Genomic DNA, 22,014 nt, shown 5'->3' with positions numbered 1-22,014 from the left:
TGGGTCTGCTTCTGGCAGTCCCTGTACAGCGGACTTTCGATTGTTGTGATTCGTCTGCTGCAAGTCAAGCGATGCGTGCATTTTATTGCGCGCCTGCACCCAAACGGCGCAATAAACCCTGCCGAGCTGCCAGGCTATGGTAGTTTCATGCGTAACCCACCCTCAGAGAAGGCGCCATGCGTTCAACCATTGCTGTGAGTATCCTGCTGCTTGCCCTGTGCCCGTTGGCAATGGCAGGGCAAATCTACAAATGGGTCGATAGCCAAGGTGTGACGCATTTTGATGCACGACCGCCCAACGGTGTTCAGGCGACAGCCGTCGAAGGCGTGAAACCGGTGACCCCGCCCGAGCCGATCTCCAACGAGGCGGTGATGAAAGCCAGTGGCGAAGCCGAGCAACGCAGGATCGACCGCAAGGTGAAATCGCAGGTTGCCGACGAGTCAGCGCGGCGTAACGAATTCTGTACGGGCGTCAGGACCAACCTGGCGCAGCTGAAGAACAATCCGCGGGTGCTTCAACAGGTCAACGGCGAGGTCAAGCGCCTGACAGAGCAGGAGCGTCAGGCGAGGATCGAGGAAGTGCGCAAGGTGATCGACGAGCAGTGCAGCTGAAGGGCTAGCGCACCTGGCCGATCAACTCGTCGAAGCGCGCCAGGCTGGCGCGCAGGCCGCGGCTCTGCTCGGCGCGATCGGCATAGACCATTTCGGCCATGGCCAGGATGCCCGACGCATTGGGCAATGGCAGGTCCTGCTGGATGATGGTTTTCATGCGCGGCAGGAAGATCCACTGCAGCCACTGATCGAAATCCAGTGTGTCCACGCTGAACGGCTCGACACTGGCCAGCGCTTCGGCGCTGGGTGGCACGTCCTGCCACCACCCCTGCTGGCGCAGCTCGCGTTCGATCAACAGCAGGTGTTCGGCAATCGCCAGGAAACGATTATCCATCAAGACGCGCTCTTGGCTTTCTGACGGGCCAGATTGGCCCCGGCGGCATCACCCTGCTTGTCGCGCGACTGGGCAATGGTGTTCCACAGGCTCGCCTGCAGATCCGGACGGCCATTGGCATAGGTCAGCGCGCGACGGGCCAGTTGCTCGGCCTGGGCCGCATCACCCTGGGCCAGGCGCACCTGAGCCAGCTTGTACAGAACCTGCGGTTCGCGCGGTGCGATCCGCTGTGCACGCTCCAGGCTCGATGACGCACCGTTCAAGTCGCCACCGCCCTGCTGTTGCTGGGCCGTGGTCAACAGGGCAAGCACCGGCCCGTCCAACTGCTCATCGGCGGACAGGCCGGCACTGTTGCCGCTGGCTCGCGGAATCCCGCTAGGAGCATTGGCCGGCATGTTGTAGGTCGTGCTGGGCGCCGGCGGGGCATAGGCCGGGGCCGAGCTGCTCGGGCCGGGGACGATCGGGCCTGGTGTGATCGGGCCGGTGCTGATCGGCGCGCTGTTGCCCGGCGCCGGAAAGCTCTGGATCGGCTGCGAGCCTGCACCCTGCGGGACCATGACCACCACGCCGGAATCTTCGGTGATCGCCTGGGCCTGCGCCTTGGGCCGGACCACGGTGGTCTGGCGGAAGCCGCCGGTACGCGATACGCGTTCGCCATTGGTGACCGCAGAGCCGGAATCGACCACTGGAATGGAGCCACGCTCCACGCTGGCGCAACCGTTGAGCAAAGCCAATGCCGTCAAGGCAGGAAACCACCACTTGTTCACTTCATTCCCCTTTGCTTAGTTCAACCAGCCTTTGACCCAGTCCATCACCGAATCGTCGGCCGCCGGATTGGCACCGCCGCATGCGGTGCCTGGCGTCGGTTCGCTGCCACGAATATACGGCATCTGCACAGCGTTGGGGCAGCTGGCATCCGAGCCCTGTCCGGTCTTGGCGTCGATCCAGGCCTGCACCACGTTTTCCGGCACCGGCGTATCCAAAGGCAAGGGATCGGCTTTCTTCATGAAGCTGGTCCAGACCTGCAGCGCACCGGTGGCACCGGTGAACGGCGTCTTGCCATTGTCGTCACGGCCCAGCCAGACCACGGCCAGCACGTCCTGGCTGAAGCCGGCGAACCAGCTGTCGCGAGAGTCGTTGCTGGTGCCGGTCTTGCCGGCCAGGTTAAGGCTGCTCGGCAGCACGTTGTAGACCGAACGTCCGGTACCTTCGCGCATCACGCGCTGCATGGCGTTCTGGATCAGGTAGATGGAGGCAGGATCGAAGCGCTGCTGAATCTGGAACGGGTAGCGCTTGAGCGGTTCGCCTTCGGCCGTGAGGACACTGCGAATGCCACGCATAGGCGTGTTGAAACCGCCGTTGGCCAGGGTTTGGTACATGGTTGCCACTTGCATGGGCGACAAGCCACCGGCACCGAGCAACATCGACGGGTAGGCTGGCCAGTCGACCTGCACGCCCAGTTCGCCGAGGGTCTTGAGCACATTGGGCACGCCCAGTTCCAGACCCAACCGAGCCGTCGACAGGTTGTAGGAATGGGCCAGGCCCTGATACAGGAACACCGTGCCATTGGAGGTACGTTCGTAGTTCTGTGGCTTCCAGATCTGGCCGTCCGCACCCTTGACCGAGAACGGTACGTCCTGCACCCAACTGGTCAGGGTGTATTTGCTTGGCTGCTCCAGCGCGGTCAGGTACACCGCAGGCTTGATCAGCGAGCCGATCGGGCGTACGGCGTCGAGCGCGCGGTTGAAGCCGGCAAAACCCGGTACGCGACTGCCGACCAGCGCCTGGACCTCACCACTTTCAGGGTTGGTGACGACCATGGCCGCCTCGACCTCGTCCGACCCCTTGCGCCCGGCCAGGCGCTTGAAGGTATCGGTGACCGACGATTCGGCCTTGGTCTGCAGGATAGGGTCGAAACTGGTGAAGATGCGCAGGCCTTCTTCGGTCAAGTCTTCGTCGCGGTAGTCGTCGCGCAGCTGGCGTTTGACCAGGTCGAGGAAGCCAGGGAACGAGCTGTCCGCCAGGCTGCCGCGCTTGGTCACGCCCAATGGCATCTTCTTGGCCGCATCGACCGCCTCCTGGGTCGCCACGCCCTGTTGGGCCAGCAGATCGAGCACCAGGTTGCGGCGTTCCATCGCCCGTTCCGGATTGCGCCGCGGGTTATAGGAAGACGGCCCCTTGACCATCCCCACCAGCAAAGCCACCTGATGCAGCTTGAGTTCGGACAAGGGTTGGCTGAAGAAGAACTGGCTGGCAAGACCGAAGCCATGCACGGCGCGCTGGCCGTCCTGACCAACGAAGACCTCGTTGAGGTAGGCCTCGAGGATTTCACCCTTGTCGTAGTGCAGCTCCAGCAACACCGCCATCATCGCTTCGGTCAGCTTGCGGGTCAGGCTGCGCTCGTTGGTCAGGTAGAAGTTCTTGACCAACTGCTGAGTCAGGGTACTGCCGCCCTGGCGCATGGCGCCCGAGGACGTGTTGACCCAGATGGCGCGTGCGATCGACTTGGGCGAGACGCCAAAGTGGTGGTAGAAGTCGCGATCTTCGACGGTGACCAGTGTGTCAAGCAGGTACGGCGGCACCTGGTCGAGCTTGATGAGGATGCGGTCTTCGAGGTTTTTCGGGTACAGGCCGCCGATCAGCAACGGCTCCAGACGCACCACCGCGACCTTCTTGCCTGCGCCGCCACCCAGTTCGGAGACGTAGTCGCCGGAAAACTTCACGCGCACCGCCTGCGGCTGCTCGAGCCCTTCGTAGAACTGGAAGCCGCGTGTATTGAGGTCGACCGTGTTGCCACTGACCGAGGCGGTGCCGGGACCGTCGACGGTCGTTTGCCGACGGTAGCCGAGCGCATCGAGCTCGGTGAGGAAATCATTCTTTGCCAGTTTCTGACCGACGAACAGCTCGAGCGGGCGTGCGTAGACCTTGGCGGGAATGGTCCAGCGCTTGCCAGAGAATTTTTCCTGCACAACGGCGTCCAGGTAGACGGCAAAGCCGGCCAGGATCACCAGGCCTACCAGACCCAGCTTGAGGCCCCAGCCAAGCCAGGTGCGCAAGCCGCCGGAAGGAGGTTTTTTCGGGGTACGGGAAGATCGGGTTCGAGTCATGGCGGCGGATTATACGCACTTTGAATTGTCGCGGGCAGGGACCGTCGGCGGTTTGCATCATCGGTGGCAGTGGCCATAATGACCGCCTTGAAATCACCTCTGCCAATGAAGGATCGCCTGTGAGCCAGACCCTGATCGCCGCCCTGCAAAACCCGGCCCTGTACCCGCATCCGGTAGAAGGGTTCCAGGTCGTCGAGACGCATATCTCCTGGGTGATACTGACCGGGCCTTACGCTTACAAGATCAAGAAACCGATGAATTTCGGCTTTCTGGACTTCACCGAACTGTCCGCCCGCTCCCACTTCTGCGCCGAGGAGCTGCGACTGAACCAGCGCCTGACCACCGACCTGTATCTGCAGGTTCTGCCGATCACCGGCAGCGTGCAAACGCCTCAGCTGGGCGGCGAAGGCGCCCCCATCGAGTATGCCTTGCAGATGCGCCAATTCGAAGGCGGCAATTTGCTGAGCACCCTGCAGGCCAATGGTGAGCTGACCCAGGAGCACGTGGATTCGCTGGCGCGGCAGATTGCCGATTTCCACCGGGCCGCGCCAGTGGTGCCGGAGGCGCACGAGGCCGGCACGCCGAAGGCGGCGATGGCCCCGGTCGAGCAGAACTTCGAACAGATTCGCCCGTTCCTTACCGAAAAGGATGATCTGGCCCAGCTGGATGCCTTGCAGGCCTGGGCCCAAAGCAGCTACGTACGCCTGGAGCCGCTGCTGGCGCTGCGCAAGCAGGAAGGGTTCATCCGCGAGTGCCATGGCGACATACACCTGGGCAACGCCACCGTCATCAATGGCGAAGTGGTGATCTTCGACTGCATCGAGTTCAACGAGCCTTTCCGTTTCACCGATGTGTATGCCGATATCGCCTTCCTCGCCATGGACCTCGAAGACCGCGGGCTGAAAAGCCTGGCGCGGCGCTTCGTCAGCCAGTACCTGGAATTGACCGGTGACTACCAGGGGCTGGAGCTGCTCAACTTCTACAAGGCCTACCGCGCATTGGTACGGGCCAAGGTGGCCCTGTTCAGCATGTCGCCCGATGCCAGTGGAGTGCAGCGTGCAACGACGCTGCGCCAATACCGCAATTACGCGAACCTGGCGGAAAGCTACAGCGCCATTCCTTCGCGTTTTCTGGCCGTTACCAGCGGTGTGTCGGCTGTAGGCAAGAGCCACGTCGCGCTGCGCCTGGTCGAAGCGCTGGGCGCCATCCGCCTGCGCTCGGACGTGGAGCGCAAACGCCTGTTCGGTGCCCAGACCGCCGAAACGGGCCTGTATGACGCCAGCACCAGCGAAGCGACCTACCTGCACTTGCACGCATTGGCCGAGCACGTGCTGCGCGCCGGCCTGCCGGTGGTGATCGACGCGACCTATCTCAAGGCTGACCAACGGGCGGCAGCGGCTCGAATCGCCGAATCCACCGGAGTGCCGTTCCTGATCCTGGACTGCAACGCGCCCGCAGCCGTGATATCCAGCTGGCTGCAGCAGCGCCAGGCACAGGCCGAGGATCCTTCGGATGCTACCCAGGCCGTGATCGACGCTCAGCAGGCCGGCCGCGAGCCGTTGAGCGAAGCCGAGCTGCTGCAGACTCGCCGCGTGGAAACCAACGAAAGCGGCAGCCTGGACAAGCTGGTCGAGCAGATCCGGCAACGCCTGCCAGGGCTGTAACATACAGCCAGACCCGGAAAGGCAGATCGGCCATTCGGCACGCCGCTCTGCCACCGCTACACTGCCAGATTGGCAACTGCTTCATCGCCCCCCGCTCATTCCTTGGCCGAGGCCAGGAGGTTTGATGACCGATGAACTTCTGGCCCTGAAGAATCTGGGCAAGACATCCGCGCAGTGGCTGCATGCCGTCGGCATCCACAGTGCTTCCGACTTGCGCCGGGCAGGTGCCGTGCAGGCGTACTGCGCGGTGAAGCAGCGCGGCTTCCGCGCCTCGAAAGTGCTTCTCTATGCCATCGAAGGGGCGTTGCGCAATGTGCATTGGAGTGAGCTGTCGTGCGAACTGAAAAACAGTCTCAATAGCCAGGTCGAAGCCCTGTCGCCCCCTCGCAGGCTCTAGACCGAGGGTCCGCAGGTGGATTAAATAATTGCACGTAGCACTTGACTCTTAAATGAGAATCGTTATGATTATCACATCCAGTCGCGAGACTGGTGATCTCTGGAAGGCCCTTGGTTCGGACTTTCAGATGTCTCCTCATCAGGCTAATCACGGTTATTGACCCGGCACTTTGCCGGGTCTTTTTTTGCCTCGACTTTTGCAGCACCTCGCCCACTCAGCCTTGCAGGATTACCGGCAAGCGATGGTCGATGACAATCTCGTGCGTATCCAGATGCACCCCATAAGCCAGCACTTCAACACCAGCCTCCACTGCCTGGCGCAATGCCAATGCGTAGCCTGCGTCTATCTCGGTAGCGGGGCGTACAGCATCCACACCGTCAAGGTTGACGCAGTACAACTGCACGGCCCGCACTCCGCTGCGCGCCAGTACGGCCAGCTCGCGCAAGTGCTTCGCGCCGCGCTGGGTGACAGCGTCGGGAAACGCTGCAATGCGACTGCCGGCAAAGCCCAGGGTCACACTCTTTACTTCGACCCATGCGGACGCGCCAGGATAGTCCAGCCGGAAGTCGATACGGCTGCGCTCCTGGCCATAGGGCACTTCGCGTTTGAGCGCAACGAAGCCGGCAAGCTCCGGTATGCGACCTGCGTGCAATGCCTCCTCGACCAGAGCGTTGGCCCGCGCGGTATTGATGCATGCCAGCCGACCTTGCGGTGTTTCGCTGATCTCCCACGTGCCTGGAAGCTTGCGCTTGGGGTCGCTGGAGCGGGTGAACCACACGCGGCCACCGGGCATCATGCAGTTGAGCATCGAGCCAGTGTTGGGGCAGTGGATGGTCATCCGCTCACCGCTTTCAAGTTCGATGTCGGCCAGAAACCGCTTGTAGCGCTGGATCAGGCGCCCCTGCTCCAGGGCCGGCGAAAAAATCATCGCGCCTGCCAGCTCTGCAGGCCACGGGCAATCCGCGCCACAGCCTGTTCCAATCGGGGAAGGCTTTGGGTATAGGCAAAGCGCACATGGTGGCTGGCCTTGTAGCGGCCGAAATCCAGGCCGGGCGTGAAAGCAACGTGCTCGGTTTCCAGGAAATGCTGGCAGAACGCGAAGGCATCGTCGCTGAATGCACTGATATCGGCATACAGGTAGAACGCACCCTCAGGCTCGACCGCAATCGCAAAGCCCAAGGCACGCAAGGCGGGCAGCAGATAGTCACGGCGGTGACCGAAGGCTTCGCGGCGTTGCTCGAAGATCTCCAGCGTGGCCGGTTCGAAGCAGGCCAATGCTGCATGTTGCGCCATGCTCGGCGCACTGATGTACAGATTCTGCGCCAGCTTTTCCAGCTCAGGAATGGCTTGGGGCGGCGCGACCAGCCAGCCAAGCCGCCATCCGGTCATTCCGAAATACTTGGAAAAACTATTCAGGACGAATGCGTCGTCGTCCACTTCAAGCACGCTGGCGGCCGTCGTGCCATAGGTCAAGCCGTGGTAGATCTCGTCGACCACCAGATGCCCCTGGCGCGCCGTGACGGCCTGGCTCAATGCGCTCAGTTCGTCCTTGTTCAACAGTGTGCCGGTAGGGTTGGCAGGCGATGCCACCAAGGCGCCGACGCTGTGCTCGTCCCAGTGCTGCTCCACCAGTTGGGCGTTGAGTTGGTAGCGCTGTTCGGGGCCTACCGGCACCAGATGCGCGGCGCCCTCGACCAGGCGCAGAAAGTGCCGATTGCACGGGTAGCCGGGGTCTGCCAGGAGCCAGTGCTTGCCCGGATCGACCAGCAGGCTGGCGGCCAGCAGCAAGGCTCCCGAGCCGCCCGGGGTGATCATGATGCGCTGCGGGTCGATGTCCAGGCCGTAGCGCTGCTGATAGAAACCGGCGATCGCCTCGCGCAGCGCCGGCAGGCCTCGCGCTGCGGTGTAGCGGGTATGGCCAGCGGCCAATGCGGCCTGCCCGGCGGCAACGATGGGGGCCGCCGTGGTGAAGTCTGGTTCGCCGATTTCCAGGTGGGTCACGTCGTGACCCTGGCTCTGCAGTTCATTGGCACGGGCCAACAGCGCCATCACGTGAAAAGGTTCGATGGCGCGACTGCGTGCGCTGTAGAGCGAAGCCATGGGTATTCCTTGGGACGAGGAAAAAAGCCGATTCTACCCAACCTTTGCATCGAACGTTTCGCCGAACGTGCGATCGAAACCCACCACATCGTGCCTGCGACGCAGGCGTTCCGGGCACGACAACCGGGAGTAGCGCGTGCTGGTTCGATCTGGTAAGTTCGCCGGCTTGCAGTCGCAGGGCCGGCGGGTGTCGGAGAGGGATCATCCTGCGCAATGGATTAGTAGAGCGAGAGGCGGTTGATTCATGCCCACCAATGAAAAGCAACAAAGTACTGGCAACTTTTCCGGCTTCGCTCCCTACGTTGCGACGAAGGGCGAGGAATACATGGGCGCGCCGATGCGTGCTCACTTCACCAAGATCCTGAACAAGTGGAAACAAGACTTGATGCAGGAAGTGGATCGCACCGTCGACCACATGAAGGATGAAGCCGCCAACTTTCCAGACCCGGCCGATCGGGCCAGCCAGGAAGAGGAATTCAGCCTCGAACTGCGCGCGCGCGATCGCGAGCGCAAGCTGATCAAGAAGATCGACAAGACGCTGCAGTTGATCGAAGACGAAGAGTACGGCTGGTGCGAATCCTGCGGCATCGAGATCGGCATTCGTCGTCTCGAGGCACGTCCGACCGCCGATCTGTGCATCGACTGCAAGACCTTGGCGGAAATCAAGGAAAAACAGGTCGGCAAGTGACCTGTCGACAAAGGGGCGCCACGGCGCCCTTTTGTTTCTGTATTGCCCGTAGAATCCCGCACCCATGACTACCCTTCCTTATATAGGTCGCTTTGCTCCGACCCCGAGCGGCTACCTGCATTTCGGCTCCCTGGTGGCCGCTCTGGCCTCATGGCTGGACGCACGCGCCGCAGGTGGCCGCTGGTTGCTGCGCATGGAAGACCTGGACCCGCCCAGGGAAGTCGCCGGCGCACCGGCAGCGATCCTCAAGACCCTTGAGCGCTACGGGTTGCAGTGGGATGGCGAGGTGGTCTACCAGAGCCAGCGGCATGCGGCCTATCAACAGGTGATCGACCGCCTGTTGGCGCAGGGGCTGGCCTATGCGTGCACCTGCTCACGCAAGCAGTTGGAACCCTACCAAGGGATCTATCCCGGCACGTGCCGCAATGCCGGACATTCCACGCAGGATGCAGCCATCCGCCTGCGTGTCCCGGAACTGCGGTATCGCTTCGAGGACCGTGTCCAGGGAACGTATGCACAACATTTGGGCAGCGAGTCGGGGGATTTCGTCATTCGTCGTCGCGACGGTCTGTATGCCTATCAACTGGCCGTGGTGCTGGACGATGCGTGGCAGGGAGTGACCGACATCGTGCGCGGTGCCGACCTGCTCGATTCGACGCCGCGCCATCTGTATCTGCAGGAGCTGCTCGGGTTGCCGCAGCCGCGATACCTTCATGTTCCCTTGATTACCCAGCCAGACGGCAACAAGCTGGGCAAAAGCTACCGATCGCCGCCCCTGGATGCGGACCAGGCTGCGCCACTGCTGGTGCGTGCCCTGCGGGCGCTGGGCCAGCGGCCCGAGGCGGACCTGGCGCACGGCAGTGTGGACGATGTGTTGCGCTGGGGTGTGGAGCACTGGGACAGTGGTGCGATTCCCCCGGTGCGCACGGTGGCGGAAGCGCAGCTGGAGTAGCGATCGGCTGGTGCCCGGCTCTTCGCAGCGACACGCCGATCCGCTACCATCGCCGCACTGTTTTCGCACACTTACCCTACCCCGAGGCCAGCATGTATATCTATCGTTTGGTCCTGCTTCTGGTGGTGGGGATATACCTGTTCTCCCCCGCCATCATGGACTGGTGGATCGAGCCCACGGGCGCGTGGTATCGACCTTACCTGCTGTGGCTGATTCTGATCGTGGTGACCTTTATCCTGCAGAGCCAGCGTGATGCCGATGAGCTTTAGCCTTACCCAGATGCTTCTGGTCAGCGCCGCGTACCTGCTGGTGCTGTTCGCCGTGGCCTGGGTCAGCGAGCGCGGCATGATCGCGCGGGCGATCATCCGCCATCCGCTGACCTACACCTTGTCGCTGGGTGTCTATGCCAGCGCCTGGGCGTTCTACGGCACCGTGGGCCTGGCCTATCAATACGGCTATGGTTTCCTGGCTTGCTACCTGGGGGTTTCCGGCGCATTCCTGCTGGCGCCGGTGTTGCTGTATCCGATACTCAAGGTCACCCGTACCTACCAATTGTCGTCGTTGGCAGACCTTTTCGCGTTTCGTTTTCGCAGCACCTGGGCCGGCGCGCTGACCACGGTATTCATGCTGGTCGGCGTACTGCCCCTGCTCGCGTTGCAGATCCAGGCGGTGGCCGACTCCATTGGCATCATGACTCGCGAACCGGTGCAGAACCACGTGGCGTTGAGTTTTTGCGTGCTGATCACGCTGTTCACGATCTTCTTCGGCTCACGCCACATCGCCACCCGCGAGAAGCATGAAGGCCTGGTATTTGCCATCGCCTTCGAATCCGTGATCAAACTGATCGCCCTGGGCGGTATTGGCCTGTATGCCCTGTACGGGGTGTTCGACGGCCCGCACGATCTGGAGCAATGGCTGCTGCAGAACCAGACGGCCCTCGCTTCGCTGCATGCGCCGCTGCAAGAGGGACCCTGGCGCACGCTGCTGCTGGTGTTCTTCGCCTCGGCGATCGTCATGCCGCACATGTACCACATGGTCTTCACCGAAAACCTCAATCCGCGTGCGCTGGTCAGTGCCAGTTGGGGGCTGCCGCTGTTCCTGCTGCTGATGAGCCTGGCGGTGCCGCTGATCCTGTGGGCCGGCCTGCGCCTGGGCGCGACGACCAGCCCCGAGTTCTTCACCCTGGGCATCGGTATTGCCGCCAACAGCAAGTCACTGGCGCTGCTGGCTTATGTAGGCGGACTTTCCGCGTCCTGCGGGCTGATCATCGTCACCACCCTGGCGCTGTCGGGCATGATGCTCAACCATCTGGTGTTGCCGCTGTACCAGCCGCCGGCCGAAGGCAACATCTACCGCTGGCTGAAGTGGACACGCCGGGCGCTGATCGTCGCCATCATCATGGCCGGCTATGCCTTCTACCTGCTGCTGGGCGCCAAGCAGGACCTTGCACACCTGGGGATCGTCGCCTTTGTCGCCACGCTGCAGTTTCTGCCGGGCGTGCTGTCGGTGCTGTACTGGCCCACCGCCAATCGACGCGGATTCATCGCCGGCCTGCTGGCCGGCATGGCCGTCTGGCTGGTGACCATGCTGCTGCCGCTGATCGGCAACCTGCAGGGCTTCTACATCCCGCGCCTGAACATGATCTACGTGCTCGACGATACCAGCTGGCACATGGCAGCCATCGCTTCCCTGGCTGCCAACGTATTGCTGTTCACGCTGATCTCGCTGTTCACCGCTGCCAGCAGCGAAGAAGTCAGTGCTGCCGAAGCCTGTGCCGTGGATAACGTGCGGCGCCCGCAGCGGCGCGAACTGCATGCCGCATCCCCCCAGGAGTTCGCCACGCAACTGGCCAAACCGTTGGGCGCCAAGGCCGCCCAGCGCGAGGTGGAACAGGCCCTGCGCGACCTCTACCTGCCCTTCGACGAGCGCAGGCCCTACGCATTGCGGCGCCTGCGGGACCGGATCGAAGCCAATCTGTCAGGGCTGATGGGCCCCAGCGTGGCGCAGGACATGGTGGAAACGTTCCTGCCCTATAAATCAGGCAGCGAGAACTATGTCACCGAGGACATCCACTTCATCGAAAGCCGGCTGGAAGATTATCACTCGCGCCTGACCGGCCTTGCCGCCGAGCTCGATGCCTTGCGCCGCTATCATCGACAGACCCTGCAGGAGCTGCCCATGGGCGTTTGTTCGCTGGCCAAGGACCAGGAGATCCTGATGTGGAACAAGGCCATGGAAGACCTGACCGGCGTGCCCGCGCAGCATGTGGTCGGCTCGCGCCTGGTAACCATCAGCCAGCCATGGCGCAGCCTCCTGATCGACTTCATCAACGTGCCCGATGAGCACCTGCACAAGCAACGCCTGGCCCTGGATGGGCAGACACGCTGGCTGAACCTGCACAAGGCCGCCATCGACGAGCCGCTCGCGCCCGGCAACAGCGGGCTGGTGGTGTTGGTCGAGGACCTGACCGAAACGCAGATGCTCGAAGACAAGCTGGTGCACTCCGAGCGGCTGGCGAGCATCGGCAGGCTGGCGGCCGGGGTCGCCCACGAGATCGGCAACCCGATCACCGGCATCGCCTGCCTGGCGCAGAACCTGCGCGAGGAGCGCGAGGAAGACAGCGAGATCACCGAACTGAGCAGCCAGATTCTCGAGCAGACCAAGCGCGTGTCGCGCATCGTCCAGTCGCTGATGAGCTTTGCCCATGCCGGCGGCCACCAGCACAGTGACGAGCCGGTCAACCTGGCTCAGGTAGCGCAGGATGCCATCGGCCTGTTGGCGCTGAACAGGCGCAACTTCGAGATCCAGTTCTACAACCTGTGCGATCCGGAGCACTGGGCCGTGGGTGATCCACAACGCCTGGCCCAGGTGCTGATCAACCTGTTGTCCAACGCCCGGGATGCCTCTGTGGCCGGAGGCGCGGTGCGGGTCAAGACCGAAGCGTGCGAACACACCGTCGACCTCATCGTCGAGGACGAAGGCAGCGGTATTCCCAAGAACATCATGGATCGGTTATTCGAACCGTTCTTCACTACCAAGGACCCGGGCGAAGGAACCGGACTGGGGCTCGCTCTGGTCTATTCCATCGTTGAAGAGCATTATGGACAGATCACCATCGACAGCCCGGCCGATCCCCTGAGCCAGCGCGGTACCCGAATTCGGGTGACATTGCCGCGTCATGTCGAAGCGACGTCCGCTGTGAACTGAGACCGTCGAGAGAATTGAATCAATGCCGCATATTTTGATCGTCGAAGACGAAACCATCATTCGATCTGCCCTGCGTCGCCTGCTCGAACGCAACCAGTATCAGGTCAGTGAGGCCGGCTCCGTGCAGGAAGCGCAGGAGCGGTTCAGCATCGCATCGTTCGACCTGATCATCAGCGACCTGCGCCTGCCGGGTGCACCGGGCACCGAATTGATCAAGCTGGGCGAGGGCACCCCGGTGCTCATCATGACCAGCTATGCCAGCCTGCGCTCGGCAGTGGACTCGATGAAAATGGGCGCGGTCGACTATATCGCCAAGCCCTTCGACCACGATGAAATGCTCCAGGCCGCCGCGCGTATCTTGCGCGATCGCCACAACGCACCCGCGGCAGCGGTGGAGCGCCCGGCGAACAAGGCCGGTGCGGAAAAGCCCGCCGCGCAGAATGCCAATGGCGATATCGGTATCATTGGTTCCTGCCCGCCCATGCAGGACCTCTACAGCAAGATCCGCAAGGTCGCCCCGACCGATTCCAACGTACTGATCCAGGGTGAGTCCGGCACCGGCAAGGAGCTGGTCGCGCGGGCACTGCACAACCTGTCCCGGCGCGCGAAGGCACCGATGATCTCGGTGAACTGTGCGGCGATCCCGGAAACCCTGATCGAATCCGAACTGTTCGGTCACGAGAAAGGTGCTTTCACCGGCGCCAGCGCCGGTCGCGCCGGGCTGGTCGAGGCTGCCGATGGCGGAACACTGTTTCTCGACGAGATCGGCGAGTTGCCTCTCGAGGCCCAGGCGCGCTTGCTCAGGGTGCTGCAGGAAGGCGAGATTCGCCGCGTAGGCTCGGTGCAGTCGCAGAAAGTCGACGTTCGCCTGATTGCCGCAACCCACCGGGACCTGAAAAGCCTGGCCAAGCTGGGGCAGTTCCGCGAAGACCTCTACTACCGGCTGCACGTGATTGCCTTGAAGTTGCCGCCCTTGCGCGAGCGCGGCGCCGATGTCGGCGAAATTGCCAAGGCGTTCCTCATTCGCCAGAGCTCACGGATCGGGCGGACCGACCTGCGCTTTGCCGCCGATGCCGAACAGGCCATCCGCCAGTATTCCTGGCCCGGCAATGTGCGGGAACTGGAGAACGCCGTCGAACGCTCGGTGATCCTGACCGAGAGCACCGAGATATCGGCCGAACTGCTGGGCATCGACATCGAACTTGCCGACCTGCAGGACACCGATGACTTCGTCGGCCTGCCATCCCAGCAGAACGGGGCGAACAACACGGCCCACGATCCCACCGAAGATCTTTCCCTGGAAGACTATTTCCAGCACTTCGTGCTGGAGCATCAAGACCACATGACCGAGACCGAATTGGCGCGCAAATTGGGCGTCAGTCGCAAGTGCCTGTGGGAGCGTCGTCAGCGCCTGGGGATTCCTCGGCGCAAGTCGAGCGTGGCCAGCGAAAGCTGATACGTTTCAGCTCTAGCCCGCGGGTTTGCGCGGGTTGACGGGTAGCCGTGACAAACTGTTACCCTAGGCCTGCGACGTAACAAGACACGGTTCCATCGGTAACGAATACAGGGTCAATTTCAGCCCTCGATCACCGCCCTCCTCCTCGCAAAGCCCCGTTCTTGAGGGGTTTGCAAAAGTTGGCATGGGACCTGCTATATCTCTGGTACAAGAACAACAACAAGCAAGCAAACTCATAACAAGAACAAGACGAATCGACTCACGCATAACAAGAACAACACGGCGGAGGCGCAGCTAACTGATTCTTTTGGAGAGGCGTTGTTTTTGGGGAAACCCGCAGCCAGGCAGAGAACTACAACAACTGCTTTGAAGCAGATGCCAGAACTGGTTGGATCACATCGATCATCACAGCACAGCGACCAAAGCAATCCGTTTGCTCTTGCTCCCGAATAGGGAGACACCCCCGAACCCAGGTTCGGTGGGCAGGGCACTCAACAAAAACAAAAAGCCCGACAAAAAACAAAAACAGAGCACGCAACTACTTCTTGGGGAGCTTCGGCTCCCCTTGTAGTTTCCGGCTTTTGTCCTGCCGCTTGTGCCGACCGGCGCAGCCTCCTACACCATCCCTCGACTAAATGCTAGAATCCCCGCCCATCATGCGGTCGTTCTTCGTATATGGCCGAAAATCCCTTCAAACAGTGCATCCCATGCTGAAGAAGCTGTTCAAGTCTTTGAATACTCCCGCGCGTCATCCGCAGCACCGGCGTACCACGCCCGAAGTGCTCAATGCTGGCCAACACTCGCTGCAGCGCAGCCAGTTCAGCCGCCACGCCGTGGGCATCGTCGAACGCCTGCAGACTGCTGGCTACCAGGCCTATCTTGTAGGCGGTTGCGTACGTGACCTCATGCTGGGCATCGTGCCCAAGGATTTCGACGTCGCTACCAGCGCCACGCCCGAACAGGTACGTGCCGAGTTTCGCAATGCGCGAGTGATTGGCCGACGCTTCAAGCTCGTGCACATCCATTTCGGCCGCGAGATCATCGAGGTCGCGACGTTCCGCGCCAATCACCCGGAAGAAGACGACGAACAGGACGTGCATCGCTCCTCGAGCAGCGAGAGCGGACGCATCCTGCGCGATAACGTCTACGGCACCCTGGAAGACGACGCCCAACGCCGCGACCTCACCATCAATGCCCTGTACTACGATCCGGTCAGCGAACGCATCCTGGACTACGCCAATGGCGTACACGACGTGCGCAACCGCCTGATTCGCCTGATCGGTGATCCAACTCAGCGCTATCAGGAAGATCCGGTGCGCATGCTGCGGGCCGTACGCTTTGCCGCCAAGCTGGATTTCGGCATCGAGAAGCACACGGCTGCGCCGATTCGCGAGCTGGCGCCGATGCTGCGCGAGATACCGTCGGCACGCCTGTTCGAGGAAGTGCTCAAGCTGTTCCTGTCCGGCCATGCCGCCGACACGTTCGAGATGCTGGTCGACCTTCACCTGTTCGATTCGCTGTTTCCGGCGACCACGCAGGCGCTGGAAGACACGCCGACCTACACCCATACGTTGATCAGCGAGGCGCTGCGCAACACTGACCTGCGCATCAAGCAGGGCAAACCGGTGACGCCGGCCTTTCTGTTCGCCGCCCTGCTCTGGCCGGCGTTGCCGGCACGCGTACTGCGCCTGCAGAGCCGTGGCATGCCACCGATCCCGGCAATGCAGGAAGCGGCCCATGAGCTGGTTGCCGAGCAATGTCAGCGCGTCGCCATTCCCAAGCGTTTCACCATCCCTATTCGCGAGATCTGGGACATGCAGGAGCGCCTGCCGCGCCGCAGCGGCAAGCGTGCCGACCTGTTGCTCGACAATCCGCGCTTCCGCGCCGGCTACGACTTCCTGCTGCTGCGCGAAAAAGCCGGCGAAGAGACCGAAGGCCTGGGTGAGTGGTGGACCGACTATCAGGACTGCAACGACAGTCAGCGCCGCGAGATGATCGCGGATCTGGGCGGCAAGGATGAATCAGGTGCGCCACGCAAGCGTCGCCGTACCGGCGCCAAGCGCAAGCGCGCCGAGGGCGACGAATAAGCATGGTGCGCGTGCACATCGGGCTGGGCAGCAATCTGGACAGCCCGCAACGGCAACTGCATGAGGCCCTGCAGGCCTTGGGCGCACTGCCGGAAACCACGCTGGCAGCGGTTTCTTCGTTCTACACCAGCGATTCACTGCTGCCCGGCCAGCCGCGCTACAGCAATGCCGTAGCAGCCCTGGACACCGGGCTGGCGCCGCTGCCACTGCTCGATGCGCTGCAGGCGATCGAGAACGAGCAGGGCCGCGAGCGTGCCGAGCGCTGGGGGCCGCGCACCCTGGACCTGGATATCATCACCTATGCCGACCGGGTGATCGACGAGCCTCGTTTGCAAGTGCCGCACTACCACCTTCAAGTCCGTGCATTCGTGCTGTATCCGCTGGCCGAAGTGGTTGACGAGGGCTTCATGCTGGCGGACGGCCGCAGCCTGCGCGAGCTGCTGGCTGCCTGCCCGTTCGCAGGGCTGGAGAGGCTGTAGCGCAGGCAGGCCTCTTCGCAGGCTCTGTTCGCGCAGAAGCCGTCAACCCAATTGACTTCCCCGGTCGTGCTCACGACTATAGGCGGCCCGTTGCACCCCCGAGGTGCCAAACGGCGCGAAACCAACCTTTATGAGTGGGTTTCCAAACATCACGACAGATGATGTTGTGTCGACACAGCGCCAGCCCGAGGATACTTTTCATGCCCGAACTCACCCTGACCGCCCTGCAGAGCCTCAAGCTCAAGGGCGAAAAGATCACCATGCTGACCTGCTACGACGCGACGTTCGCCCACGCCGCCTGCGCGGCCGGCGTCGAAGTATTGTTGGTGGGGGATTCGCTGGGCATGGTGCTGCAGGGGCATGACAGTACCTTGCCGGTGACCGTGGCGGACATGGCCTACCATGTCGGCTGTGTGAAACGTGGCAACCAGGGGGCCTTCATCGTTGCCGACCTGCCGTTCATGGCTTATTCCACCTGCGAGCAAACCCTGGCCAACAGTGCACTGTTGATGCAGGCCGGGGCGCACATGGTCAAGCTCGAAGGCGCCGCCTGGCTCGCCGAATCGGTGCGCCTGCTGGCCGAGCGCGGTATTCCAGCCTGCGTCCACCTGGGGCTGACCCCGCAATCGGTGAACTTGCTGGGCGGCTACAAGGTGCAAGGGCGCCAGGACATCCAGGCACGCCAGATGCGTGCCGACGCCATCGCCCTGGAGCAGGCCGGAGCGGCCATGCTGCTGCTCGAATGCGTGCCCGTCGAGTTGGCTGCCGATATTGCACAGGCAGTGAAAGTGCCGGTGATCGGCATTGGCGCCGGCAGTGCGGTCGACGGCCAGGTGCTGGTTCTGCACGACATGCTCGGGCTCTCCCTGAGCGGCCGCGTGCCGCGGTTCGTGAAAAACTTCATGGCCGGGCAGAGCGATATTCAAGGCGCAATGCGCGCCTACGTAGCCGCCGTCAAGGCGGTGGATTTCCCCGCACCTGAACATGGATTCGCCTCATGAACACCGTCAAGACCGTACGAGAACTGCGCGCCGCCGTGGCCCGTGCCCGTGGCGAAGGCAAGCGTATCGGCCTGGTGCCGACCATGGGCAACCTGCACAGCGGTCATGCCGCGCTGGTCGCCAAGGCTACCCAGCGTGTCGATTTCGTCGTGGCGAGTATCTTCGTCAACCCGTTGCAATTCGGCGCCGGCGAAGACCTGGACAAGTATCCGCGCACCCTGGCGGCCGATCAGGAACGGCTGGTGCAGGCAGGCTGCAGCCTGCTGTTCGCACCATCGGCAGCGGAAATGTACCCCGACGGCATGGCCGGGCAGACCCGAGTGAGCGTTCCGCAATTGTCCGAGGGCTTGTGCGGCAGCAGTCGTCCAGGCCATTTCGAAGGCGTGGCGACGGTGGTCAGCAAGCTGTTCAACATGGTCCAGCCGGACCTTGCCGTGTTTGGCCAGAAGGACTACCAGCAACTGGCCGTGATTCGCGCGCTGGTACGCGACCTCAATATGCCCATCCAGATCATCGGCGAGCCGACCGTGCGTGCCGAAGACGGCCTGGCGCTGTCTTCGCGCAATGGGTATCTGAGCCAGGAGCAGCGTGCCCAGGCACCTCTGCTGTATCAGGTGCTCAGCCAGGTCGCGGCGCAGATAAGCCAGGGCCGTCGCGATTACCCGCTGCTGCTGGACCATGCCAAGCAGGTCATTGCCCAAGCCGGCTTCGCTCCTGAATACCTGGAAATCCGGCATGCGGTGACCCTGCGTCCGGCCACTGCCGAAGACCGCGACCTGGTGATTCTGCTCGCGGCGAATCTGGGTACCACACGACTGATCGACAACCTGCACCTGGACCTCGATCACGACACTCAACACAGCTGAACCGCGACAGCCTGAAAGTCCCTCGCGCATCGTTCACTAGGCGCAGACAGAACGCGCGCGGCGGTTTAAGGTGGTGCAGCGTCCGAACCGTGCATTGGCAGCCGATCAGCGGCCCGCAACCACCCTGGCCGCCTGCTGGATCTTTCGATGCAGCAGGCACGCAACCGGCCGAGCGTTCCAATGTCCAAAGGCAGTTCAAGAAAAAGGAAATTTGCAGCGATGGCGTACTACCGAACCCCGCATGACGTGACCACCCTGCCCGCTTGGCAGGCGCTAACCCAGCACCGCGCTGCCATGCAAGACTTCAGCATGCGCGATGCCTTCAATGCCGACCCTCAGCGCTTCGAGCATTTCTCCCTGAGCGCCTGCGGGCTGTTCCTCGACTATTCGAAAAACCTGATCGACACCCAAACCCGCGATCTGCTGGTGCAACTGGCCAACGAAGTGGACCTGCAAGGCGCGATCAAGGCGATGTTTGCCGGCGAACTGCTGAACGCTTCCGAAGGCCGTCCGGCGTTGCACACCGCATTGCGCCGGCCGGTGGGCGACAAGCTCAATGTCAACGGTGTCAACGTGATGCCGGACGTGCACAAGGTGCTCAACCAGATCACCGAGTTGGTCACGCGCATCCATGACGGCCTGTGGCGTGGCTACACCGAGAAGCCGATCACCGACGTGGTGAACATCGGTATCGGTGGCTCCTTCCTCGGCCCGGAACTGGTGTCCGAAGCTTTGCTGCCGTATGCCCAGAAAGGCGTGCGCTGCCACTACCTGGCCAACATCGATGGCAGCGAATTCCACGAGCTGTCGGCCAAGCTGCGTGCCGAGACCACTCTGTTCATCGTTTCCTCGAAATCGTTCAGCACCCTGGAAACGCTGAAGAACGCCCAGGCTGCGCGTGGCTGGTACCTGGCCCAGGGCGGTTCGGAAGCCGAGCTTTACCGCCACTTCATCGCGGTGTCGAGCAACAATGCCGCAGCCGTCGAATTCGGGATCCGCGAAGAAAACATCTTCCCGATGTGGGACTGGGTCGGCGGGCGTTATTCGCTGTGGTCGGCCATCGGCTTGCCGATTGCCATGTCGATCGGCATGGCCAACTTCAAGGAGCTGCTGTCGGGCGCCTACACCATGGACCAGCACTTCCAATCGGCGCCGTTCGAACAGAACATGCCGGTGCTGCTGGCCTTGCTGGGGGTCTGGTACGGCAATTTCTGGGATGCCAAGAGCCACGCGATCCTGCCGTACGACCACTACCTGCGCAACATCACCAAACACCTGCAGCAATTGGACATGGAGTCCAACGGCAAGAGCGTGCGCCAGGACGGCACGCCGGTGAATATCGACACCGGCCCGGTCATCTGGGGTGGCGTGGGCTGCAACGGCCAGCATGCCTATCACCAGTTGCTGCACCAGGGCACCCACATGATCCCGGCCGACTTCATCGTCCCGGTGGTGAGTTTCAATCCGGTCGCCGATCATCACCAGTGGCTGTTCGCCAACTGCCTGTCGCAGAGCCAGGCGCTGATGCTGGGCAAGAGCCGCAGCGAGTCCGAAGCCGAACTGCGCGAGCGCGGCATGGCTGAAGACGAGGTGCAGAAGCTGGCCCCGCACAAGGTCATTCCCGGCAACCGTCCGAGCAACACCTTGGTGGTCGAGCGCATCAGCCCACGTCGCCTCGGCGCCCTGGTAGCCATGTATGAGCACAAGGTGTTCGTGCAGAGCGTGCTGTGGGGCATCAATGCTTTCGATCAGTGGGGCGTGGAACTGGGCAAGGAGCTGGGCAAGGGTGTCTACCAGCGCCTGATCGGTGAAAACGAATCGCTGGCCGAAGATGCCTCTACCCAGGGCCTGATCAACTATTTCCGCGGTCGTCATCGCGGCTGACCCTGGATACCCCGCGGCGCTGCAAGCCAGCGTCGCGGTGGTTCGATACCCCGTTGCGCCGGGCAATTGATGTAGAATTGCCTCCCTTCTTTTTGCGTCAGGCTCCGTGCATGTCCGCTTTGATCCAGGCGCTGCGCGCCGCCCTCGACGTCCGCTCCTCGCTGCTCGAGCAACTGCATGAACAGGGCACTGATTGCTATCGCCTGTTCCATGGCAGCCAGGAAGGCGCCGGTGGCTTGACCGTCGACCGCTATGGTCCGCAATTGCTGATCCAAAGCTTCCATCAGACGCTGACACGCGAAGATCTGCTGGCCCTGCACGGCGCCGTCGAGCAACACCTGCAGACGCCGCTGCTGCTGGTGTACAACGACCGTTCGCGGGGCAACTCGCGGATCGATCGGGAAGACACGGTGTATCGTGCCGAAGACGCGGCGCTGGCCGACATGATCGGACACGAATGGGGCTTGAATTATCGCGTGCGCGGACGGCATCCCGGGCAGGACCCGTTGCTGTTTCTCGACCTGCGCAACGCGCGCGGGTGGGTCAAGCGACACAGTGCTGGCAAAAGCGTATTGAACCTGTTCGCCTACACCTGCGGCGTGGGCCTGAGCGCAGCAGCAGGCGGCGCCCGCGAGGTGTGCAACCTGGATTTTGCCGAAGGCAACCTGGCAGTCGGCGCCGAGAACGGTGCACTGAACCCCGACCTTGCGCCCATGCAATTCATCCAGTCGGATTACTTTCCCGCCATCCGCCAACTGGCTGGTTTGCCCATCACCCCGCGTCGCGGGCAGAAGCTGCCATCCTACCCGCGCCTGCAACAACGCCAGTACGATCTGGTCTTTCTGGACCCGCCCGCCTGGGCAAAGAGTGCGTTCGGCACGGTCGATCTGCTGCGCGACTACCAGAGCCTGCTCAAGCCCGCGATCCTGGCCACGGCCGACAGCGGTGTACTGGTCTGCTGTAACAATTTGGCCAAGGTCAGCCTCGACGACTGGCGTGATCAGGTGTTGCGCTGCGCCGAGAAAGCCGGGCGGCCCGTGCGTGAATGCTCGGTAATGGGCCCGGCGGCCGATTTCCCTTCCAGCGACGGCCAGCCACCGTTGAAGACGCTGATCCTGAATTTCTAGTTTTCCTACAGCAACTGGTGAAAATTCCATGACTTACGCGGCCTGAGTCATAGG

Annotated in this window: 19 protein-coding genes; 14 read left to right on the top strand and 5 right to left on the bottom strand. The window is 62.4% G+C overall.

All coding sequences use genetic code 11. The features are described 5' to 3' along the window. Window positions 1-176: 176 nt before the first annotated feature. Entirely contained in the window at window positions 177-611 is a 435-nt protein-coding gene (locus IFU31_RS20550; RefSeq protein WP_192104436.1) for a DUF4124 domain-containing protein, read from the top strand. 4 nt (window positions 612-615) lie between these two features. On the opposite strand, the gene IFU31_RS20545 is transcribed toward IFU31_RS20550, so the two are convergent. From IFU31_RS20545 to mrcB, 3 genes are read right to left on the bottom strand one after another with little or no spacing between them, the layout of a single operon-like run. Further along, a complete protein-coding gene (locus tag IFU31_RS20545) occupies window positions 616-945 on the bottom strand; it encodes a YqcC family protein (RefSeq protein WP_192104434.1) in 330 nt (109 codons plus the stop codon). Then, the gene (locus IFU31_RS20540) at window positions 945-1,712 is read right to left on the bottom strand and encodes a hypothetical protein (RefSeq protein WP_185795371.1); all 768 of its coding nucleotides are present in this window, start codon (window positions 1,710-1,712) and stop codon (window positions 945-947) included. Before IFU31_RS20540 ends, IFU31_RS20545 begins: the two co-directional genes overlap by 1 nt. A gap of 15 nt (window positions 1,713-1,727) precedes the next feature. Further along, a complete protein-coding gene (gene mrcB / locus IFU31_RS20535; RefSeq protein ID WP_122480163.1) occupies window positions 1,728-4,052 on the bottom strand; it encodes a penicillin-binding protein 1B in 2,325 nt (774 codons plus the stop codon). A 119-nt stretch (window positions 4,053-4,171) separates the two neighbouring features. Here mrcB and IFU31_RS20530 point away from each other — a divergent pair, with 119 nt between their 5' ends. Both IFU31_RS20530 and IFU31_RS20525 read left to right on the top strand, forming a co-directional pair. After that, window positions 4,172-5,716, top strand: a complete 1,545-nt coding sequence (locus IFU31_RS20530) for an AAA family ATPase (protein WP_192104433.1) — start codon at window positions 4,172-4,174, stop codon at window positions 5,714-5,716. Window positions 5,717-5,840: 124 nt separating this feature from the next. Then, on the top strand, window positions 5,841-6,113 hold the full coding sequence (locus IFU31_RS20525) for a TfoX/Sxy family protein (RefSeq protein ID WP_192104432.1): 273 nt from the start codon (window positions 5,841-5,843) through the stop codon (window positions 6,111-6,113). Window positions 6,114-6,327: 214 nt separating this feature from the next. On the opposite strand, the gene sfsA is transcribed toward IFU31_RS20525, so the two are convergent. Beyond that, window positions 6,328-7,041, bottom strand: a complete 714-nt coding sequence (gene sfsA / locus IFU31_RS20520) for a DNA/RNA nuclease SfsA (protein ID WP_122480166.1) — start codon at window positions 7,039-7,041, stop codon at window positions 6,328-6,330. Further along, window positions 7,038-8,213 (bottom strand): pyridoxal phosphate-dependent aminotransferase, encoded by a 1,176-nt coding sequence (locus IFU31_RS20515; protein ID WP_192104431.1) that lies wholly within the window; start codon window positions 8,211-8,213, stop codon window positions 7,038-7,040. Before IFU31_RS20515 ends, sfsA begins: the two co-directional genes overlap by 4 nt. A gap of 244 nt (window positions 8,214-8,457) precedes the next feature. On the opposite strand from IFU31_RS20515, the gene dksA reads away from it, so the two are divergent. The 11 genes from dksA to IFU31_RS20460 all read left to right on the top strand — a co-directional run bounded on the left by dksA (window position 8,458) and on the right by IFU31_RS20460 (window position 21,960). After that, complete coding sequence (gene dksA / locus IFU31_RS20510) at window positions 8,458-8,901, top strand: RNA polymerase-binding protein DksA (RefSeq protein WP_122480168.1); 444 nt, start codon at window positions 8,458-8,460, stop codon at window positions 8,899-8,901. 64 nt (window positions 8,902-8,965) lie between these two features. Continuing rightward, entirely contained in the window at window positions 8,966-9,853 is an 888-nt protein-coding gene (gluQRS, locus tag IFU31_RS20505; RefSeq protein ID WP_192104430.1) for a tRNA glutamyl-Q(34) synthetase GluQRS, read from the top strand. Between the two features lie 92 nt (window positions 9,854-9,945). Next, window positions 9,946-10,122 carry a hypothetical protein gene (locus IFU31_RS20500; protein ID WP_003250005.1) on the top strand — a complete coding sequence of 59 codons (177 nt, stop codon included), beginning with the start codon at window positions 9,946-9,948 and terminating at the stop codon, window positions 10,120-10,122. After that, window positions 10,106-13,060, top strand: coding sequence for a sensor histidine kinase (locus IFU31_RS20495; protein ID WP_163007662.1), 2,955 nt, complete (start codon window positions 10,106-10,108; stop codon window positions 13,058-13,060). Before IFU31_RS20500 ends, IFU31_RS20495 begins: the two co-directional genes overlap by 17 nt. Before the next feature lie 22 nt (window positions 13,061-13,082). Beyond that, entirely contained in the window at window positions 13,083-14,516 is a 1,434-nt protein-coding gene (locus tag IFU31_RS20490; RefSeq protein WP_192056408.1) for a sigma-54-dependent transcriptional regulator, read from the top strand. A 707-nt stretch (window positions 14,517-15,223) separates the two neighbouring features. After that, window positions 15,224-16,603 (top strand): polynucleotide adenylyltransferase PcnB, encoded by a 1,380-nt coding sequence (locus tag IFU31_RS20485; protein WP_192104428.1) that lies wholly within the window; start codon window positions 15,224-15,226, stop codon window positions 16,601-16,603. A gap of 2 nt (window positions 16,604-16,605) precedes the next feature. After that, the gene (gene folK / locus IFU31_RS20480; protein ID WP_192104426.1) at window positions 16,606-17,082 is read left to right on the top strand and encodes a 2-amino-4-hydroxy-6-hydroxymethyldihydropteridine diphosphokinase; all 477 of its coding nucleotides are present in this window, start codon (window positions 16,606-16,608) and stop codon (window positions 17,080-17,082) included. 200 nt (window positions 17,083-17,282) lie between these two features. Further along, complete coding sequence (gene panB / locus IFU31_RS20475) at window positions 17,283-18,083, top strand: 3-methyl-2-oxobutanoate hydroxymethyltransferase (protein ID WP_192104424.1); 801 nt, start codon at window positions 17,283-17,285, stop codon at window positions 18,081-18,083. Then, the gene (gene panC / locus IFU31_RS20470) at window positions 18,080-18,949 is read left to right on the top strand and encodes a pantoate--beta-alanine ligase (RefSeq protein ID WP_122480174.1); all 870 of its coding nucleotides are present in this window, start codon (window positions 18,080-18,082) and stop codon (window positions 18,947-18,949) included. The genes panB and panC overlap by 4 nt, the downstream gene beginning before the upstream one ends. A 219-nt stretch (window positions 18,950-19,168) precedes the next feature. After that, window positions 19,169-20,833 (top strand): glucose-6-phosphate isomerase, encoded by a 1,665-nt coding sequence (pgi, locus tag IFU31_RS20465; RefSeq protein ID WP_122480175.1) that lies wholly within the window; start codon window positions 19,169-19,171, stop codon window positions 20,831-20,833. A 110-nt stretch (window positions 20,834-20,943) separates the two neighbouring features. Continuing rightward, complete coding sequence (locus IFU31_RS20460; RefSeq protein ID WP_185795381.1) at window positions 20,944-21,960, top strand: class I SAM-dependent rRNA methyltransferase; 1,017 nt, start codon at window positions 20,944-20,946, stop codon at window positions 21,958-21,960. The last annotated feature ends 54 nt before the right edge of the window (window positions 21,961-22,014 follow it).

Origin of the sequence: Pseudomonas sp. CFBP 13602, from assembly GCF_014842725.1 — a bacterium.
GTDB classification, from domain to species: Bacteria; Pseudomonadota; Gammaproteobacteria; order Pseudomonadales; family Pseudomonadaceae; genus Aquipseudomonas; species Aquipseudomonas baltica.
The sequence above is the reverse complement of the archived record's forward strand: the minus strand, read 5'-3'. Positions and strand labels throughout refer to the sequence as shown.

What these genes read in the sequence shown, in the direction of transcription:
- IFU31_RS20485 (WP_192104428.1), top strand. Translation starts at nt 15,224, where the DNA reads ATGCTGAAGAAGCTGTTCAAGTCTTTGAATACTCCCGCGCGTCATCCG.
- IFU31_RS20490 (WP_192056408.1), top strand. Translation starts at nt 13,083, where the DNA reads ATGCCGCATATTTTGATCGTCGAAGACGAAACCATCATTCGATCTGCC.
- IFU31_RS20460 (WP_185795381.1), top strand. Translation starts at nt 20,944, where the DNA reads ATGTCCGCTTTGATCCAGGCGCTGCGCGCCGCCCTCGACGTCCGCTCC.
- panC (WP_122480174.1), top strand. Translation starts at nt 18,080, where the DNA reads ATGAACACCGTCAAGACCGTACGAGAACTGCGCGCCGCCGTGGCCCGT.
- IFU31_RS20545 (WP_192104434.1), bottom strand. Translation starts at nt 945, where the DNA reads ATGGATAATCGTTTCCTGGCGATTGCCGAACACCTGCTGTTGATCGAA.
- IFU31_RS20550 (WP_192104436.1), top strand. Translation starts at nt 177, where the DNA reads ATGCGTTCAACCATTGCTGTGAGTATCCTGCTGCTTGCCCTGTGCCCG.
- IFU31_RS20495 (WP_163007662.1), top strand. Translation starts at nt 10,106, where the DNA reads ATGCCGATGAGCTTTAGCCTTACCCAGATGCTTCTGGTCAGCGCCGCG.
- mrcB (WP_122480163.1), bottom strand. Translation starts at nt 4,052, where the DNA reads ATGACTCGAACCCGATCTTCCCGTACCCCGAAAAAACCTCCTTCCGGC.
- IFU31_RS20515 (WP_192104431.1), bottom strand. Translation starts at nt 8,213, where the DNA reads ATGGCTTCGCTCTACAGCGCACGCAGTCGCGCCATCGAACCTTTTCAC.
- IFU31_RS20525 (WP_192104432.1), top strand. Translation starts at nt 5,841, where the DNA reads ATGACCGATGAACTTCTGGCCCTGAAGAATCTGGGCAAGACATCCGCG.
- panB (WP_192104424.1), top strand. Translation starts at nt 17,283, where the DNA reads ATGCCCGAACTCACCCTGACCGCCCTGCAGAGCCTCAAGCTCAAGGGC.
- sfsA (WP_122480166.1), bottom strand. Translation starts at nt 7,041, where the DNA reads ATGATTTTTTCGCCGGCCCTGGAGCAGGGGCGCCTGATCCAGCGCTAC.
- dksA (WP_122480168.1), top strand. Translation starts at nt 8,458, where the DNA reads ATGCCCACCAATGAAAAGCAACAAAGTACTGGCAACTTTTCCGGCTTC.
- IFU31_RS20500 (WP_003250005.1), top strand. Translation starts at nt 9,946, where the DNA reads ATGTATATCTATCGTTTGGTCCTGCTTCTGGTGGTGGGGATATACCTG.
- gluQRS (WP_192104430.1), top strand. Translation starts at nt 8,966, where the DNA reads ATGACTACCCTTCCTTATATAGGTCGCTTTGCTCCGACCCCGAGCGGC.
- folK (WP_192104426.1), top strand. Translation starts at nt 16,606, where the DNA reads ATGGTGCGCGTGCACATCGGGCTGGGCAGCAATCTGGACAGCCCGCAA.
- pgi (WP_122480175.1), top strand. Translation starts at nt 19,169, where the DNA reads ATGGCGTACTACCGAACCCCGCATGACGTGACCACCCTGCCCGCTTGG.